This is a genomic window from Paraburkholderia sediminicola (genome assembly GCF_046027355.1).
Taxonomy (GTDB): Bacteria; Pseudomonadota; Gammaproteobacteria; order Burkholderiales; family Burkholderiaceae; genus Paraburkholderia; species Paraburkholderia sediminicola_B.
In genome coordinates, this window is the sequence record NZ_JAQQEK010000024.1 from 127486 (window position 1) to 145319 (window position 17834).

20 protein-coding genes are annotated in these 17834 nt (G+C 55.8%); 11 read left to right on the forward strand and 9 right to left on the reverse strand.

The window, feature by feature from the left end:
- Positions 1–39: 39 nt before the first annotated feature.
- The 3 genes from PQR42_RS32490 to PQR42_RS32500 all read right to left on the reverse strand — a co-directional run bounded on the left by PQR42_RS32490 (position 40) and on the right by PQR42_RS32500 (position 3450).
- Complete coding sequence (locus PQR42_RS32490; protein WP_408494472.1) at positions 40–2073, reverse strand: TnsB C-terminal domain-containing protein; 2034 nt, start codon at positions 2071–2073, stop codon at positions 40–42.
- Entirely contained in the window at positions 2051–2734 is a 684-nt protein-coding gene (locus PQR42_RS32495; RefSeq protein ID WP_408494474.1) for a TnsA endonuclease N-terminal domain-containing protein, read from the reverse strand. Before PQR42_RS32495 ends, PQR42_RS32490 begins: the two co-directional genes overlap by 23 nt.
- 293 nt (positions 2735–3027) lie before the next feature.
- Positions 3028–3450, reverse strand: a complete 423-nt coding sequence (locus PQR42_RS32500; RefSeq protein ID WP_408494476.1) for a helix-turn-helix transcriptional regulator — start codon at positions 3448–3450, stop codon at positions 3028–3030.
- A 366-nt stretch (positions 3451–3816) separates the two neighbouring features.
- Between PQR42_RS32500 and PQR42_RS32505 the strand changes: the two genes are divergently transcribed.
- From PQR42_RS32505 to PQR42_RS32515, 3 genes are all read left to right on the forward strand, one after another.
- Positions 3817–4278 carry a hypothetical protein gene (locus PQR42_RS32505; protein WP_408494477.1) on the forward strand — a complete coding sequence of 154 codons (462 nt, stop codon included), beginning with the start codon at positions 3817–3819 and terminating at the stop codon, positions 4276–4278.
- Positions 4275–5237 (forward strand): tyrosine-type recombinase/integrase, encoded by a 963-nt coding sequence (locus tag PQR42_RS32510; RefSeq protein WP_408494479.1) that lies wholly within the window; start codon positions 4275–4277, stop codon positions 5235–5237. The genes PQR42_RS32505 and PQR42_RS32510 overlap by 4 nt, the downstream gene beginning before the upstream one ends.
- Positions 5238–5381: 144 nt before the next feature.
- Positions 5382–6788 carry a transposase gene (locus tag PQR42_RS32515; RefSeq protein ID WP_408494481.1) on the forward strand — a complete coding sequence of 469 codons (1407 nt, stop codon included), beginning with the start codon at positions 5382–5384 and terminating at the stop codon, positions 6786–6788.
- Positions 6789–7135: 347 nt separating this feature from the next.
- Here PQR42_RS32515 and PQR42_RS32520 read toward each other — a convergent pair whose 3' ends face one another.
- The 3 genes from PQR42_RS32520 to PQR42_RS32530 form a co-directional block, all read right to left on the reverse strand.
- Complete coding sequence (locus PQR42_RS32520) at positions 7136–8113, reverse strand: hypothetical protein (protein ID WP_408494483.1); 978 nt, start codon at positions 8111–8113, stop codon at positions 7136–7138.
- 9 nt (positions 8114–8122) lie between these two features.
- Entirely contained in the window at positions 8123–8614 is a 492-nt protein-coding gene (locus PQR42_RS32525; protein WP_408494485.1) for a Panacea domain-containing protein, read from the reverse strand.
- A 199-nt stretch (positions 8615–8813) separates the two neighbouring features.
- Positions 8814–9167: a hypothetical protein gene (locus PQR42_RS32530; RefSeq protein WP_408494487.1), complete on the reverse strand. Its 354-nt coding sequence runs from the start codon at positions 9165–9167 to the stop codon at positions 8814–8816.
- 309 nt (positions 9168–9476) lie between these two features.
- Here PQR42_RS32530 and PQR42_RS32535 point away from each other — a divergent pair, with 309 nt between their 5' ends.
- Positions 9477–10286 carry a hypothetical protein gene (locus PQR42_RS32535; protein ID WP_408494489.1) on the forward strand — a complete coding sequence of 270 codons (810 nt, stop codon included), beginning with the start codon at positions 9477–9479 and terminating at the stop codon, positions 10284–10286.
- Between the two features lie 1069 nt (positions 10287–11355).
- Here PQR42_RS32535 and PQR42_RS32540 read toward each other — a convergent pair.
- Entirely contained in the window at positions 11356–11697 is a 342-nt protein-coding gene (locus PQR42_RS32540; protein ID WP_408494491.1) for a helix-turn-helix domain-containing protein, read from the reverse strand.
- Positions 11698–12286: 589 nt separating this feature from the next.
- On the opposite strand from PQR42_RS32540, the gene PQR42_RS32545 reads away from it, so the two are divergent.
- The 4 genes from PQR42_RS32545 (at position 12287) to PQR42_RS32560 (ending at position 14963) form a co-directional block, all read left to right on the forward strand.
- Complete coding sequence (locus PQR42_RS32545; RefSeq protein WP_408494493.1) at positions 12287–12598, forward strand: DUF3892 domain-containing protein; 312 nt, start codon at positions 12287–12289, stop codon at positions 12596–12598.
- Between the two features lie 638 nt (positions 12599–13236).
- Positions 13237–13620: a hypothetical protein gene (locus PQR42_RS32550; RefSeq protein ID WP_408494494.1), complete on the forward strand. Its 384-nt coding sequence runs from the start codon at positions 13237–13239 to the stop codon at positions 13618–13620.
- A complete protein-coding gene (locus PQR42_RS32555) occupies positions 13610–14008 on the forward strand; it encodes a DUF2513 domain-containing protein (protein ID WP_408494496.1) in 399 nt (132 codons plus the stop codon). Before PQR42_RS32550 ends, PQR42_RS32555 begins: the two co-directional genes overlap by 11 nt.
- Before the next feature lie 31 nt (positions 14009–14039).
- On the forward strand, positions 14040–14963 hold the full coding sequence (locus PQR42_RS32560) for a tyrosine-type recombinase/integrase (protein ID WP_408494498.1): 924 nt from the start codon (positions 14040–14042) through the stop codon (positions 14961–14963).
- 52 nt (positions 14964–15015) lie between these two features.
- Here the strand turns inward: PQR42_RS32560 and PQR42_RS32565 are convergent, their stop codons facing one another.
- Positions 15016–15297: a hypothetical protein gene (locus PQR42_RS32565; RefSeq protein WP_408494500.1), complete on the reverse strand. Its 282-nt coding sequence runs from the start codon at positions 15295–15297 to the stop codon at positions 15016–15018.
- A 75-nt stretch (positions 15298–15372) separates the two neighbouring features.
- A complete protein-coding gene (locus tag PQR42_RS32570; protein WP_408494502.1) occupies positions 15373–15654 on the reverse strand; it encodes a DUF3892 domain-containing protein in 282 nt (93 codons plus the stop codon).
- 159 nt (positions 15655–15813) lie between these two features.
- Here PQR42_RS32570 and PQR42_RS32575 point away from each other — a divergent pair, with 159 nt between their 5' ends.
- The 3 genes from PQR42_RS32575 to PQR42_RS32585 are packed head-to-tail and all read left to right on the forward strand — an operon-like array spanning position 15814 to position 17593.
- Positions 15814–16380: a hypothetical protein gene (locus PQR42_RS32575; RefSeq protein WP_408494504.1), complete on the forward strand. Its 567-nt coding sequence runs from the start codon at positions 15814–15816 to the stop codon at positions 16378–16380.
- A complete protein-coding gene (locus PQR42_RS32580; protein WP_408494506.1) occupies positions 16377–16808 on the forward strand; it encodes a hypothetical protein in 432 nt (143 codons plus the stop codon). The genes PQR42_RS32575 and PQR42_RS32580 overlap by 4 nt, the downstream gene beginning before the upstream one ends.
- A gap of 38 nt (positions 16809–16846) precedes the next feature.
- Positions 16847–17593 (forward strand): ImmA/IrrE family metallo-endopeptidase, encoded by a 747-nt coding sequence (locus PQR42_RS32585; RefSeq protein WP_408494508.1) that lies wholly within the window; start codon positions 16847–16849, stop codon positions 17591–17593.
- Positions 17594–17834: the final 241 nt, after the last annotated feature.

The window sequence follows — 17834 nt, forward strand, 5'->3', positions numbered from 1 at the left end:
AGCTCCACTGCAGGCCGTTTAACCGGCCCGCTACATGTGTCAGTTAAATCCCCGGGCCGCAGAAGGCGGAATCGTTCCGCGTCGCACTGGAAACAATGGAATGTCCGGTTCGTCATTTAAGGAGGTATCCGGCATACCGGATGCTTCACCCGGTTCCATTTCTGGCTCTAGTGGTAGTTGTCCCTGCCGCGCCTCTTCGCGCTGCATCAGTGCCTCCCGATCGTCGATGGCGGGCTTACCTGGCTTGGGCCTCTTCTTTGTCGGATAGCATTCTTGTATGAGCCTGGTCGTGTCGTCGCGTAGCGCGGATTTTGCAGCGAGTAGGGCAAGGGGGAGAGGCGAAACCCCGTACTCCTTTCGCGCCTTAGACCGAATCCACGCGTGTTGCTCCGCGGTAATCCCGTCGGCATACTCGGGCAGCGTGCATTTCGCTTCGATGTATTGCTTTGCTTCCTCATCAAAAACAAAAATGGAACCGAGATTGTCGGGATCGTTGCGCACCGTGACTTCGATATCACCACGTCGGCGCCTCAACTCCTGGAGTGCAGGCGACGCATACTGGAGCGCATGCACTTCAATGCCATTTTTGTTGAGTTTGCGTTTTGCTGAGTTTCCGAGATACACGTTCACGACGTCTGTTGAGGGCGGCAATCTTCTGGGAAACTTTGCAACGCCTTCCTCCCATTTCTGCTTTGGCGTAGCCTGAATTCCTCGATGGAACGTCACGGAATACACATCGACGATCCACCGGTGAATGATCTCCTCCAGTGCCTTTAGCGTTAGCACCGCTGTCCGCTCGGAATCGTAGGCGTGTCGCTTGTCGTACTTCGCGAACGTTGTTCCCGGTTGCAGGTGAACCAATCCGTAGTTCAGCGTCTTGAGTACGCGCTCGATACGCCCTTTCATCTGTGGTGCCCGGGTCGGGCAGTAAATGACATGGATTCCAAGTTCCGCGCATGCAGCTTCCAGATCCTGCGCGTGAAACTCGAGGCCGTTATCGCAAACAAGCTGGTCAATCAATCCGTAAGCGGCCCACTCTCCGCTTACGTTCGGGAAACGTTCTTTGACGTAGGTCTTAGGCAGGATTGCGTGCTTCAGACATCGCAGGACGGATCGAACGCTAGGTTTGCGAAATGAGATATGAATCCCGATAATCATCCGTGAGTATGCGTCGATCATCACGGTGATCCACGGTCGCCCAAGCAAAAGGCCCGTGCTGGAATCGATCACCAAAATATCGAGCGGAGTGTGGTCCACTTCCACTCGTTCGAGCGGCCGCGTGCAGACCGGCCCCTTTCCGTAGATTCGCGTAGCTCCCTGGGCATATCGCTCGCCATATCGGGTCTTTAAGATTGCAAATCGGTCAATCCGGGAAATGGCGCGCCGGAGCATTCGACCAGTAGCGCGAGGCAATGCGTCTTCCGGTGCTCGACGCCGGTTTTCTTTCTCTATCTCGTGCTGAACCCAGTCACGGACCTCGCGGAGCGACTCCCGCTGAGGGGTGAGATAAACCTTCTCAATTCCTTCGTCGATCAGTTCAACGAGCTTGTCGGGCAGGAGCGATGGCTTTTTCCCTCGGAGCTCCCACTTGTCAATCAACGCCCGAACATCGAAGTCCGCCCAAACCCAGGAGCGTCGCCACTCGTAAAAGCTGGCCACGCACGGCGGCCTCTCGCCACGAATTTCCGGATCCAACTTGTCCCAAACACCTCGCAACAGATCTGACAAGAGCGCCCGTGGAACACTCATTCGGCCGTCCGGGCAGATCTCGCGCAAAAACTTGAATTTTCGCAAGGCGAGACGCTGGATTTTCTCCGGGAAGTCGGCAAGCCCGCGGTCGACTACTGCGCGATCCTCGGCTTGAACTTGTTCTTTATCCAACTTCGTCGGCTGCACGAACATCAATTGGCCGTTTGCGTACTGCGACAGGAGATCTTCGACATTGCGCAACGAAAGAGAGCCGTCGCCAAACGACGTCAGCTCGAGAATGTCGCTGTTCACTTGAGAGATACGATAGTCAATCCCATCGAGGCGCAGACACTCGCCGGTCTTAAATGAATAACGCGTCATCATCGGCCTCCTCGAATGGTCGAATCACTGTTTCGTGGTTGATGACCGAATCGAGATCGCAAGCGAGCAACCTGTGCGCAAGCTGGCCGCGGATTAGCTTTTCATCGGCGCCTGCGGCGAGCATCTCTCCGAATGTCAGGCCCGCCGTGGTGTTGTAGAGCCTGAGATCGGCCTCATCTGATTTTTGTGCGGCGAAGTCGCGCAGCAGCTCGCGTATCTGGCGAAGCCTGACTGGCCTTCGAATCTGCAATTCACTTAGGACAACAAGGGTATGACCTCTGGAACTGAACCATAGATTGAGAGTTTTAAATTTCTCGGCGGTTTGCGTTTCAGCAAGTTTTTCGGATGGCTTGACTTCCACGAACCAGCGTCGACCATCGGCCCAATCGACTCCGAAGTCGGGTGTATATCGGCGCGAACGGCCGTTCAGCGAATATTCAATGGAGATTGGCTGCTCCTCAAATGCTCGAACACCGCGAGCAAATTCAAAGAGGCAGAGTGCATCGAATTCGAGCAAGCTTTCGCAACGCACCATGCGCTGGTTTTTTCGAGAAAAGTACTTTGCCCTGAATCCACGCCCGGAAGGCGTTACAGGATTTCTGGTTCGGTGATATGCCGGGCGGCTTCCAGGATGCGGTGAATAAGAATCATGCGTTCCTTGCATCTTCTTTCTCCGTATATGCGGAGACACGCATCACTAAATCGCACTAGAGGTGCAAGACGGACGCGCGTTTTCCCCGCAATGAATCAATGCGGTGTACGATCGATAGCACCAATTTGAAGACGTAATAACGCCCCCGCACAGGTATTATCCACCGTGCAATGGCCTACACCAGGGCGGCCGCCGACTTGACCTTCGGAGAAGCGCGAACGATACTTGGTTTGCCAACCGTAGTTGTCTTTGCTTTTCCTAGGACGGGGCAGGCCGCGAGGTTTGTCCCGTTTTACGTTTCTGTTCTACATTTCCAGACCCTCCTTCGATTTGCGGCGAACCCGAACAGCTCCGTAGTGCGGCCGTGCGGCCATTTCTTCATCCATCCGGACGATCGCACGCAGGGTAGCTATCTGAGTCGGCAACAGCCTCCCGATCTTCCGCTGCAACTCCGCGTAAAGCCTGTACTCCTCTGTCGGTAGATCTGCCGGAATTACAAATCGTCGCGGCGAGTCCCGCAATTCCCTTTCCATCTCCTGCCGGTCGACATCCGCGAGTGGAAAACCTTCACTAAGCCTTTCCAGAAATTCTGTGCTGGGGGGCTTTGTGCCCAACTCAAGCGCAGAGACATATGCCTGCTCATAGCCAAGCTTCTTTGCGAGGTCGGTTTGCGAAATCGCGCCACGAAGGCGCAGACCGCGAAGGAAAACAGCGAAGGGAGTGCTCATAGGCGCAGGCCGAATTGCGGTTGTTCCTAGAACAGTAGGCAAGATTTAGCGCGCAGTCAACTCTAAGCTATTGATTACACAAGAAATATTGCATATTGCACTGTCTGGAAAATTTGCTTTTTGACGTTGAAAACATTTCTGCCTGTGCATCGCAAGCACCATGGTTGAGGGCTACTATCGCGAACACTGCGGAACAATAGGATCGCCTCCGCAGCGAGGCCAAGTCCCTCGAGCCCGCCGTTATGTTGACCCATCAAGCGCACTGTCGATTTGTGATTTGATTTTCGGAAGAAGGGGTTCCGTAGATAAGCGAATAGTTATGGCTCATATATGCCGGCGTTTGAATCAGATAGCTTTCGAATACCGATGCTGAACAAGTCGACAGATTTCGGCATTTTCCCCAGTGAAAATGTCCATAGCGCTTGCACTGCCCTCTTTGACTTGCCGATGCTGGCTTGCCAGCGCTGTCGATTGGCTAGTACTGGGCCAGATCACCCCACGCAAACCACTCGCGTCAGCGCGTTGCCTAGCGTATTCGTCGAAGAAGGGCTAGGCGCCTGTGCTCGAGACGGGCGCGACGCGGCAGCAGTTCAACTGCATTGGCATCACTACGCGGCGTTGGAATTCGACTCTTATTTGTGGTTTGGCAGCCCGCCGGGGCAACCGCTGCCGGATATCCGGGTGATGAAGACCGCCACTCACACGAAGGCCAACGCGGCCGGCGTGAAGCTGGAGCGGTCGAGTCAGCGGGACATCCCCCGCAGCGCCTTCACGCCGCTCGGGTCGCTGGATGCTGTGCTGGAGCATCTTTTCGGATCCGTTCCATGACTCCGCTCGTTCCAGTTGGTGGACCGGTCGAGATTCCCCCACTGGTGGTCGCTGCGGGAGAGCGCGCCGGCGTGCGCTTCCTCGAGTTCTTCGCCTCGGCGATCCGAAACCCGCACACGCGCCGTGCGTACGCGCGCGCAGCCAGCGACTTTCTCGCCTGGTGCTCGGCGAGCGCGGGCGTGACATCGATCGCGGCCGTCCAGCCGCTGCACGTGGCGAGCTGGATCGAGCTACAAACGCGAACGCACGCGGCGCCGACCGTCAAGCAGCACCTGGCGGCGATCCGGCATCTCTTCGACTGGCTGGTGACCAGCCAGATCGTGCTGCACAACCCTGCTGCATCGGTTCGTGGTCCAAACCATATCGTGCGCACTGGAAAAACGCCCGAGCTAGAGGCGAGCGAGGCGCGACAGCTGCTGGACAGCATTGACATTTCAACGCCCGTTGGCCTGCGCGACCGGGCGTTGATCGCCTTGATGGTGTTTTCGTTCGCGCGGGTGGGCGCGGCGCTCGCGATGCGCGTCGAGGATGTGTATGTGCAGCAGCGGCGCCTCTGGGTGCGCCAGCATGAGAAGGGCGGCAAGGCGCACGCGATGCCGTGTCATCACACGCTCGAGGCGTACCTGCATGCGTACCTCGAGGGCACCGGGATCGCGAACGATCCGAGGGGGCCGTTGTTTCGCACCATCGCGCGCGGCACGGGGCAGCTCAGCGACACGCCGCTGCCGCAGGCCAACGCCTATACGATGGTGCGGCGCCGTGCGCTTGCAGCCGGTATTGGAACGAAGATCGGCAACCATACGTTCCGCGCTACCGGTATCACCGCCTACCTGAAGAATGGCGGCACGCTCGAGAATGCCGCGGCGATGGCGAACCATGCGTCGACCCGCACCACGCAGCTGTACGACCGGCGATACGACGCGATCAGTTCGGACGAGGTGGAGCGGATCCGCTTGTAACGACGAGGCCTCGCAGCCAAGGGGTATTTATAAGCACGCCAGACGCGGCTCGAATGTCGCTGAACGACCGATTCTGTTGAAAAACTCCCCGCCAAATCGAATTTTGGCTATCCTGGAAGACATTGGTCGACGAGGGTGAACGTCATGATGGGTCAACAAGGTGGTGGTCAGGACAAACTCTTCTACTCCTTCAACCTTGATGACCATGTTCCGCGTACGCACCTGTTGCGCGGTATTGATCGCTACTTCGACCTCGATGGACTTCGCGAGCACCTCGCACCGCACTACAGCCACACCGGTCGGCCTTCTATCGATCCTGAGCTCATGATCCGCATGCTGATTGTGGGCTACTGCTTCGGCATTCGCTCCGAACGACGTCTGTGCGAAGAGGTACATCTCAACCTTGCTTACCGCTGGTTCCGTCGCCTTGGCCTGGAAGACGCAGTCCCCGATCACTCGACGTTCTCCAAGAATCGACACGGACGATTCCGCGACAGCGAAGCATTGCGACACGTCTTTGAATCTGTCCTGCGTCGCTGTATGAGCGAGGGACTTGTTGAAGGCGAAGGTTTCGCCGTCGATGCGAGTGTGGTCAAGGCGGACGCAAATCGTGCTCGCGGAGTACCTGGAACGGAAGTCATCGACTGGCGTCAGGGTGACGGTCCGAGCCGAGCGGTACAAGAGTATTTAAGTGCGCTGGAGGAAGCGAACCCAGCGCCATCCGATGACGTGGAGTCCGCCACACCGCCAAAACGAATCTCGCTAACCGATCCGGCCGCACGCTACACCGCCGCGCCAGGTGGACCAGCGTTCTTCGCATACTCAACAAACTATTTGATTGACCTGCACGCGGGGATCATCGTCGATGTTGAGGCCACACCTGCACACAGAACGCAGGAGGTGGAATCCACCAAGACGATGGTCGATAGGGTTGAGCAGCGCTTCGCACTCAAACCGAAGCGTCTGGTCGGTGACACGGCCTACGGAACAGGGGCAATGCTTGCGTGGATGGTTCAGGAGAAAGGCATCGATCCGCACGTACCTGTTTGGCAGCGCCCACCTCGTAACGACGGCACGTTTCCAAACAGCGATTTCCATTGGATTGAGCGGAGCGACGAATATCGCTGCCCAGCAGGCCATGCTCTGCGCAAAGAGCGGCGACCGTTCAAAGCACTGCGCTCGCACATCACGAAGGCCGGGACGATCATATATCGATCCAGTCAGACAGACTGCGCTTCATGCTCAATGAAGGACCAATGCTGCCCGAACACACCCATGCGAAAAATCGCACGCAGTGTCCATGAGGAAGCACGAGAGGAGGCTAGAGCCATTGCTAATACCCCTGCATATAAGCGCTCACGTCGAGAGCGCAAGAAGGTCGAGATGCTGTTCGCTCATTTGAAGCGGATATTGAAGCTGGATCGCCTCCGATTGCGTGGACCCAGTGGCGCGCACGACGAATTCTTGCTGGCCGCGACGGCACAGAACTTACGGCGAATGGCGAAGTGGTTAGTGCCGGTGAGTCAACAAGCAGTAACGGCACCGACTTGAGGCAAATCGAGGGCGTAACCCTTCGCGCAAATTCCGCCACCAACTCCGAGTCCACGACGACGCGCCACTCAACCATCTCAGTTCCGGCCTGCAAAGGGAGTTTTTCAACAGAATCGACCCACAACTGCCGTTCGAACTCCTCATACATTTACGGCTGCTTGCGGAGTACAACGGACGGTCGCGCCGCTTAGTTGGCCGTCAAGTTATCGACCAGAGCAGCTGCTGGCGCGACGATCAGTCAACGGCGGCTATGCTCGGTTTTGCCGACCTCAGACCTACGATTAGTTCGAACGGTAACTGCGCTCCCGTTGGGAAGAAAGCAAGCGTTGTTGGACCCACAGCTGCGCCTAACTTGATGTACGGCGTGGCAGGATGTCAGGTGGGATGCAGTGATCCTGACGCTCGTTTTGTGCAGCGCTTCGATTGAACTCGCGAGCTAAGAAGGCATGCTTTTTGAAATGATGAGGGCGGTCGGATGTCTGGTCCAGAGCTTTCTTAATGTGCCCGCCAATCAAAGCGATCTCATTCTCCGGACTTATCGCAGTCTCGTAGTAGGTGTTATGCCCAAAATCAGCAAACAAATTGACAAATGCGGGGCCATCCTCCGCTCGGCAAAGGTGCTCGTCAAAAAACTGTCTGAGCTTGGTATCGGGATGTTGACCCTTGTTGTCCTCGATCAATCGCCAAACCTTACTTTGGAAGATTATTCGCGGTCCATCGGCGTGCGCACTCTCAAACCCGTACGCTTCGTTAAATGCGGGTCCGAAAACCATCGGAGGTGCTGCACTCTCCGCGTCCATGGTATCGCGGTGAAAAAGCTTTCCAACTGCCACACCTCCGCGGCTAGTAAAACCATACCGCAAAAGCTGACGACATATCTTGAAAATAATCCAGACAAGCAAACCAACTTCCCGAATGTCCGGCCTTACGGAGATAACAATACAATCAGAAAACGAATGGAACCGATCACCAAAGTCTTTCGGCTCCATTTTCAGCCCGACTTCTGCAGCAAATGCTTTCGCCCAGTTGTCCTTTCTGACATCTAGTGCAGTGTAAATCTTTTGGACCAGTTCGGGTTCGCCAGCTGAGCGAGCGATAATATCCCTAAAACCTAGAATATCGACGAACGCGACGACTCGGTCTTCGTAAGCAACATCTTTGGGATAGTCAACGTCAGTGGGAGGGTCGCCGGGCCCCTCGTCTGAAGGCGGAATTTTGATCGAGCTAAGCTCAAATGAAGGGTCTGGCGCCGGTTGCAGACTCCCCGCTTTGGATTTCGCTCCATCGGCCGCAGGAGTCGAACCGTTCTCATTGTTATCTGACATTGTTAGATATTAGCTAGCCTCACTGGGCTGGCCGGCGAGTTGTCGAAAATACGCTTGAATGGACCCGTTGGGAATACTCGAACTTGCGTTCTTATCGTGCCAGATGCGATACCACGGTCCTTCCGGGCGATGACTCATATCCACGAGTTGATGTCCCTCAAAGTCACCGTAAATGTCCAGCACGCGATCAATCAGGGCGCTGTCTGGACTATCCATCGGCACTCGCTCCTGGCGTTGCAGCAACGGATGGCTGCTGGGTATAGGGTTGGATGAGAATACTTTGAGAGTGTGATATAAGTCAGGCAAAACAGGGCCGAGACGCCAGGCCTCAAATCCCTGATCGTTCACCAGCGGCTCGCCGTGCAATGCCAAGTACCAGCCGTGACAAAAATATGCCAACTTCTGGATCTCCAAGTTGGTCAGGCGTTTCTGACTCGCCTCCGATCGTAAGACCAACTCGTTGCACAACTGCAACGCAGACATTGGCATGATGCTCTCCATTCGTGTTGACTGCGGCCCTCCATGCGCTGCGTATGGAACTTGTAGAGCATGCAAGACAGATGCTCGATCATACCGGACCTGTGCTGGTCCAAGCACACAAATTCGATATAAGCAACACCTGCATTTTCACGCAGCGCCTCGCTGGTCAACGTGCGTCACCGCACGAATAGCAATTTTCATGCCGCATGCAGAGGAGGCTCTACCCGGCCAATCTAGAAAATTTCGTCAGCATCGACGTCGCGATGAGCGCGAAAATAATCCAATCGATAGTATTCAACTGCGCCTTTGAATACCAGATCCCCCAAAGCGTACCGCCCAAGATAGACATGGCTCCCATAAATAGAATCCCCTTGGAGAGAGGCAGTTGTTGTCTATAGAGGCCAATCATGCAGAGAACCGACGCGGTACCCACACACATCGTCACCAAGAACATCGGAGACCATATTGCACCGATAAACCCTCCCTCCTGTTTCGCCGTCTTCGATGCAAAAGTGTTTAGTGCGATATTAAAAACCGGAACCAGAATTAAAAATATAATCGTCTTTATGTTCATTTTCTAAAATATTCGTTTGGTTTGACATTTTTTAACCAATCAGACAGCCCGAGCAGAAATAACAATATCGGCATAAAAACAAAAAACTTTAGCGCATTGCAACGAAAGGAGGGTCATCACCTCGCACGACAATGCTCGTAACGATCCTGGATAAAGCGATGCCACGATCGCAGGAGATTTTCAGATCTGGGCGGCAATTATTGCTTCGCACAACGCTTTCCCTCATTTTTGAGATAATCCTTTTTTACGCTTTGCCGAAAAATCTTCAAACCCCGTTTTCCTACTGATTAGGCGTTGCCAGGAGGTTGTGTGTACAGAGAAGCAGTTATTACATTCGTGGACATTCTAGGGTTTAAGAATCTGATACGTAAGAACACGTACGAGCAAGTGGTCGGGAAGTTGGCCTCCGTTCGAAGGCTCTCGGGCCTAAACGAAGCCGAGGACGGGGAGGGGTATGAGCCTAAAATCATCCAGTTCTCCGATTCGATCATCCGCATTCGTCCGCTCGACTCTGCCGCGAATACGGAAATGCGGTACGGACTGATGTTCTACGAGATGCTCGACCTGGTTCACATGCAAGGGGAACTTATCAATCACGGAGTTTGTGTTCGGGGCGGCGTGTCTCTTGGCAAGATTCATTTTGACGATCAGATTCTTTTTGGACCGGGGTTCGTTAGAGCATACGAACTAGAATCGATCTATGCGAACTATCCTCGGATTGTCGTTGACCCCTTTTTAATTGACCAGGTGCGGAAAGACCGGCGTCTGGCATCGGCGCAGCACACGTTAGAGCAGGAGTTCTCGTACATCCGAAAGAACATCAGAAAGGATAGTGATGGAATCCACTTCATCGACTATCTCCGGTCGTTCCTGAACGAAATTGACGATCCTGACAACATTCCAGTGTTCCTGCGGAGACACAAAGAAATCATCCTTCAAAACGCGGGAGGTGCGACCGAGCTTTCATCTGTTGCCGCTAAGTACCTTTGGATGGCTTCCTACCATAATGAGCTCATTGCTGAGTTTAAGGACGAGTCTTTCGACCACTACGGTCTTAAGAGAAAAGATCTTGAAGTTACGCTCGAAGAAATGCCACTACTTCAATCGCTCGCGACCTAACCGGTCGGTTGGCACGACCCACATGCTGCGTGTCGGACAACTTGAATGGTGACTGCTTTCACAAACGGCGACTGCCCACAATGGGTCGCGGGCGTGTGAAAACGCTGGATAAGCGTGACGTTTTGGAACGGCTACCCCAGATCGCTTTATCGGCTTGGCAGCTTCTTGGGAAGGATGTAGCGACACGCGAAACCGAGTACTTTTGCGTTTTCACAAGCTCTCGGTCGGCTTCAGCCGATCCCATCGGCGGTTGGCGGTCCGAGGCGGATAGCAAGGACGTAGCTAAATCACATCTTTAAGACACCCCTCGTCTCCGCGAGGACTCGCGTAAGCGCTGACAACGGTTATTCGCCGCCTCTCTCACCTCGCGTGCGACACTTTCTGCGCGCCATCTACCGCGCGGTATCGAACCTCCACGCGTTGCAGCGGAGCGTTACGCCTACCTGACCTCAATTGTGACAGGGCTGGTCGTCGACCAGTGGTGTCGCCGTGATATCGAGTAGCTCAGGTGGGAGAGCGCGGCGTTCGCAACGGCAAGTCGGAAGTTCGACCAGCTGCTGGATGATATGCGCCCGTTCCTCCGGTAGATTGACGCGCAGGCGAAGGAGGCCCGGCGGTTGGACCGCAAGATACGCAATGCGGAGCAAGCTAGTGAGCGCCCGCCGGCAGGCCCGGCCGGATCGAGCACACGTACTCCTGCAAGCGCTTGAGCTTGTCTATTTCCCGTTGGTCATCACCGGCAACCCCGAAAACGCAGGTGTCGAGTGCTAGTCAAGAAAACGGTCGATTTATGAGCAGCTGTAAATTTGCGTCTAGGAGAGACCGGATTGCTAGCCTTCGCGTACATCTTCCCGTAAATTTTTCAAAGTGTCGCAACCGTCTATGAATCAACGCATCGACTGCGCGCGCCCGGATCAACGATCAGCACCTAGACCGGGCAACAGAACGAGCTGGGATTATTTTGCCCCGCGCGCCCGTTGCACAGCGTTACGCCTTTGTCGTGCACAACAGGTTTTATGTCAATTGTTCGCCAACTACTAATACTTGGCTATTGCCTGCTTCCCCTTAATCACGCCTTTGAATCGTCAACTGGCCGACTAGGCCTCTCGCTTATAACCCGGATGCGCTCCGTTAGGCTCATCTGAGCGATTGGTTGAGGCATCGGGAAAAGAGTAAGGAAGCCGCGCGCATGCTCCATCGCAATAACGATTCGAGCGAGCGTTTCGATGCTGCCGCCACCGCTTAGCTCGAAGCGTTTATATGTGCGAAGGGTAACACCCGCTTTTTCGGCAAAAGCCGCCTGCGAATACCCGTTTTTAACGCGCTCCCCACGGACACGCATGGCCAAGTATTTAGCGATGCCTTCGTGGGTCGCCGACTGTAACAGTTGAAGTTGTTGATCTGGCGTCATAGAGCGTGCCAGATTTGGCACTAGTTGTTGATAACTTATGGTGCCAGCTTACGTGATCTGGCACAATAAATCATGGGCAAAAAAAATGGGCCTTGAAGAGAATTTCCCTTCAAAACCCATTTTCCACTATACTTGGTGCCAAAGGCCAAGCAAAACACAAGATATAGTGCTTTGCTTGCTAAAACGAAAAACGACTGGGTTGCAGCCCGGTCGCGTGCGACGAGGGGTTAGTGGTGTCCTCCCGCCGGCTTACTTTGCTTCTCAAGAGCTGCCAGTGTATCACCATGGTCAATGACCATACCTGGTGTGTGGGTTTTTAGAACTGCTACTTCATCTTGTTCGGCACGTGTGGCCGTACTCCTATCGCGTGCCGAGCTTTGTGATAGGAGCAGATGATGGCTAAGATTTGCCATTTTCCGAAGCCTGTTCACGTCCGCGCTTATGTGCGCTTCCGTCGTGGTCATTTTGAGACGGTTTGCGAGCATTGCCGGTCGTGGCCGTCCGCCTAACAGCGGAGTTGTCTAGCGAGCTGGGGCAGTTAATCGCCCCAGCTTTCCACAACTGCGGAAGCGTAGGAAACCAAAAACCCATGGCTGCAGCTACAACGTTCAAATGCATTGCGCGAGAAATGTCCGGTGGTAATAGCCACGAACACATTGCCTTCCTGTGGTGGGTCAAAATCGTTGATGGGAAGACTGTTGGAGATCCAGCACGATCATCACGCGAAAACATGGTGGCTTTCATTGAAAGCCAAGGCAGTAATCAGGTGTGGTGTCCGGACCAAAACCTTGGGAAACCCGGGGCTTGGGTCACAGTCCATAACAATGGCCGGATCAAATACGTTCAGACCGTTGCTGATGGTCGCAAGACCGATAATCTGCTGGCACTGCCGCTGATATGAAACTAGTGTGTTTGATGAATAAGCGCATGCGCGCATCCAGGATGCGTTGCACAGAATGTTCGGGCTCGTGGTTTTTCCGCAGGGCTCGGCAACCGGGCAGTCGGGTTGCTGTCGCCACTCTCAACTGCATTGCCGTCCTTGTTGGCGGACACAATGAGAAATAGGCAGCAAAGTCTGGACGTCACCATGCCTGGCTCATCAAGAGACTGGTGACACTGTTGAGGAGGGAGGGCTATGGCTCAACCGAAAACAACAGCTCCGGATGTTCTGGGTCAAACCATGATGGCGATCACAAGTGCCTTTGGCACTCTCGTGGCCGCTGGCGTGAGCCCGCTGGTTGCATTCGTGCTTCCAGCCGCCGTAGCTGTGATAATTTTTTCACTACGGCGTTGACCTAGGCACGCAGCAAGGAAGACCCCTGATAAGCAGTTTTCCGCTTATCAGGGTGTCGACCTGCTCCCACGATGGTTGGCCGCCGCAACGCAGTAGCCCAATCACTTGTCGTGACACCAGACTGACTCTTCCCTTATCTCGGAGTTATTCACGAAGCCAATCAGTTTGCGATCAAAGGATTCTATTCCCATGAATCTAGCCTCCTATATATGATAATGTCCTTTATCACATATATGGGGGCGTGCATGGCGAACGACCTGACGGTGCAAATGACGTTTGCACAGGTGAACGATGAAACCGAGTCTAGCTACCTCCAGGATGCGCGATCTGTGGCGCGTGAAATCCGCGTGGCAGGCGGGACATCGATTAAGCCGGCAATAACCGCGATGGGGCGCAAAGAAGGAGGAATCGCTGTCATCGCGTCCTATGTCCTACCCGTTGCCCAGGCGGTTGCCCCAATTCTTGGGCCGGCTTTGGGAGCGTGGCTCCAAAGCCGTGCCGGGCGCAAGCTGCGCCTGAAAGTCGGTGATCTTGAGGTCGAAGCCCGCACGTTGGAGGAGATTGACCGACTGCTGCAGCGCACCCAAGCACTGCAGGCCGGCCGGGAGGATGCAAACGATGAAGCGTGACATGGACCTGATCCGTGAGCTGATGCTGAAGCTCGAGGGGCTGTCTGTTCCCTTGACCGGAATCAAGGCGATTGACGGTCGGGAGCCGGTGGTGCAGGTCGATGGTTACACCACCGAGCAGATCGACTATCACCTGTTGCTGCTGGAACAGGCCGGCTTCATTCATGGTGGCGGGCTGGAAAACTTCGGCATGCGGTTCGGGCCCGGCATCGGTTTTCAGAGCCTGACGTGGGCCGGCCATGATTTTATCGATGCCATGCGCAGTCCGGACGTATGGGACCGGACGCGGCGGGCCGCATCGGCGGCCGGTGGTTTCACGGTGGACCTGCTCGTGTCTGCTGCGAAGGGCTATCTCGAAGCCAGGATCAAGGGGTTCATCGGTGGCTGATACTCGCCTCGTCGCCGCTGCTGGCGTGCCGATGCCGGCGCTGGTTGTGTCGGCCGGCGAGCGCGCCGGTGTGCGGTTCCTCGAGTTCTTTGCGTCCGCGATCCGCAACCCGCACACGCGGCGGGCGTATGCGCGGGCTGCCGGGGATTTTCTCGCGTGGTGCGCCGGCGCCGGCGTGACCTCGATCACGGAAGTGCAGCCGCTGCATGTGGCCGCCTGGATCGAGCTGCAGACGCAGATGTCTTCGGCACCGACCGTCAAGCAGCGGCTCGCGGCGATCCGCCATTTTTTCGACTGGCTCGTGACCGGTCAGATCGTCCCGCACAACCCGGCCGCGTCGGTGCGCGGCCCCAGTCACATCACGAAAAAGGGCAAAACGCCGGTGCTCGATGCGACCGAGGCGCGGCAGATGCTGGACAGCATCGATGTGACGACGCCGATCGGGCTGCGCGACCGCGCGCTGATTGCGTTAATGGTGTTTTCGTTCGCGCGGGTCGGCGCGGCGCTCGCGATGCGCGTCGACGACGTCTATGTGCAGCACCGGCGGTTGTGGGTACGGCTGCGCGAAAAAGGCGGCAAGCGGCACGAGATGCCCTGCCACCACACGCTCGAGGCGTACCTGCATGCGTACCTCGATGGCACTGGCATCGGCGACGATCCGAAGAGCCCGCTGTTCCGCACGGTCCGGCGCGGCACCGGGCAGCTCAGTGACACGCCGCTGCCGCAGGCGAACGCGTACGCGATGGTGCGGCGCCGGGCACTCGCGGCCGGCATCGGCACGGCCATCGGAAACCACACGTTCCGCGCGACCGGCATCACCGCGTACCTGAAGAGCGGTGGCACGCTGGAGAATGCCGCGGCGATGGCGAACCACGCATCGACGCGCACCACGCAGCTATACGACCGGCGACACGACGAGATAAGCCTCGACGAGGTGGAACGGATCCACGTGTAGTCCATCGTGCTGTTTCCTCTTGTTGGGATGTTGCCGACCACGCCCAGCCGGGTCACCAGTAAACTTCCCTGTTAATGCTGGCTTCGATTGCCGCCGGGCTCAGGCTCCGGAAAAATGGATGCCAGTTGGTTGGAGCAATGAAGTTCGACCGGCCGCCGGAATTCCACACGGGCACTACCGTACCCGCCAGACCGGCAGACCGCGCACGGATCTGCAGTTCCGCAATGATTTCCTGTTGTTCTGGGTTTCCTTTCCGGCCGAAATCGCTGGTCAGCGGGATGCTAATCAGGTCAATTCCCTGTTCTCGAACATGAGCAACTCGAAAGCGTGGCATATAGCATCCTTGTGAAGATGGTTAAATCAAGGCGGCATGGCCGCCTTGCTCGTGGTGAGCAGGTTTGCCTGCCGGCTAGGCACACTGCGATTGAGCGAGCAGATTGTCATTCCACACCCCATCGGCGTGGGTCCGCAGGTAGGGGCGGAGACCGGTGGGACGCATCACACCAACGTTCGCACGCTTGCCCGTGCGTGGATCCTGGACGAAGAATGTATTGGTTTTGCTGTCGATGCTCTTGATTACGTCCTCGACGGGCCATTTCCAATTACCTGCAGGGTTACCCACGTGAGTGATGTGTTCGTGGCCCCCGTGCGGGAAGGATTTGATGATGCAGGTGATCTGAACGTCTGCCATAGCGATTCCTTAATGGTAAATTTCTGTTGGGTGAGGGTCGAAACCAATGCCCTCATTAGTGATGGCTGCGACGGATGGCGGGCGCAGACATCGCAACAAAAAATTTTTCGTGTGTCTGCAAGGGCCGGCGGGAGAGCCTAGACATACAGAGGGGGCAGGATGGCTGACGAACAGGAAGGCGTCTTTTCGACGGACGAGCTGAAAAGCGCGGTTGATACCTTTTCGGCGGGGGACTGGATCAAGCTCGGGAAGGCGGCCGACGCTTTATGTTGGGGATTGGCCACCGAAGGTAAAGACCTGCTGCAAGAGGCCCTTACCCGCGCCTTGGCAGGCAAGCGCCGCTGCCCCCGAAGCGTGCCCGTGATGGTTTTTCTCATTAACGCGATGAGGAGCCATCAGGATGCAATTCTCAGGGCGCGTGGGCGAGATGTGCTCGCGCAGGCGATCACCGTCGATCCTGACGACGAAGCACATGCATCGCTACTGGATCAACAACAGGACAAGGCAACCCCTGATGAAATCCTGCTCGCAAATCAAACTGTGGCGGCCATCGACGAGATGTTCAGTGATCACGAGATGGCACAGATGGTCATGATGGGTCAGGCAGATGGCCTGACTCCTCATGAAATTCAGACGATTACCGGGCTCGGGCCGGTGCAATACGCAAGCGTGCTTCGATTGATCCGGCGGCGGCTTGATAAGTTGAACATTGGGGAGAATAAGTGATGACGATCAAGCCAACAGATCCCCATAGCAAAATCAGGTTGATTGCGGACCTCTATATCGAGGAGCTTCTCCAGACGCCGGAGAAAGACCTGCTTGAGGATGCCAAGTCAGACCCGTCTTTGACGGGCGCGGGGCAAATGGCGAAGGATGCGTATCTGTCAGCTCAGAAGGCGGCGGGCAGATTGAGAGTCGAAGCAGCCCGGCAGTCCCTGGACAAAGAGCGATCGGCTAGTACCACAGCTCGCTTTGAGATCGACTTAAATAAGGCCAGAGCGTTGTTGAAAAAAATCTCTGCCAACGACCCATCATTTGGAAAACAATTTACGCTGGCAGCCCGTAATCTCGAAGACATAAGCGATGCTGAGATCCTCTCTATCGTGACTGATCTTAAGGAGCTCGGAGCCTTCCCGGAAGATTCAGACCTATGACTAGGCTCGTGAAATTCTCCCGCGCGGAACAGCGTCTTATGGAACTTGGCATTTTCGAGCCCGAAGAAATTGATCTCGAGGCCATTGCCTGGGATGAAGGCGTGCGAGTTCAGTACAAAGACATTAGCGGATGTGAGGCCAGACTCGTTGGAGTGGGTAACCGTGCGATCGTCACTATCCGTTCTTCAACCGAAGATAGGCGAAAGCGATTTTCTCTGGCGCACGAGTTAGGTCATTGGAATCATCATCGGGGACGCTCATTTGAGTGTCGAGCCGATGACATGGTTGAGCGATACAGCAGCAAATCGGCAGAAGAGCGGGAAGCGGACAGCTATGCGGCGGATCTTCTCATGCCTGCGTATATGTTTCGGCCGCTTGCGCGCGCTGTAAAGCGTCCCACCTTTGACGCCGTAAAGGAACTCGCCGAACGGTTCCAGACAAGTATCACCGCGACGGCGATCCGGCTGGTCGATGCGAACGCATGGCCCTTGCTTCTCGTTTGTCATGCCGCGAATGGTCGCGTCTGGTTCAAGCGATCACGTGACGTGCCAGAAAGATGGTTCCCCCAGAAGGAGCTGGATTCTGACTCGCTGGCGTTCGACCGGTTATTTGGAGAAAAGGACCGAACCCGCGCGCAGAAGATCGGGGCAGACGCTTGGTTCGACAGCAGAGGTGCAGATCAGTTTGATATCGTGGAAGATGCCATTCGCATTTCTAATGGGCAGGTGCTTGCCTTACTGTGGATAGAAAACGACGAGATGTTGACCGAACGAAACAGATACTAGGTGAGCCCGAAGACCTTCACGCGGATTCTGGCCGGCGCCGCATACGCGAGCCCCACTTGTACACGCCGTCGGCCGCTTCGAGGTAGGTATGAAGGCGTTCGGCGCTTGCCGGCCAGCACGCGGAAGATCTGTCGAGCGCGCAGGAACCTGCAAGAGACCATGCGACACATCCGGCGTCATTATTCCGTTTTCCTTTTCCAGGTGGTGAGTCCATACGGGTAGGGGGAGAACCAAGCTGAGC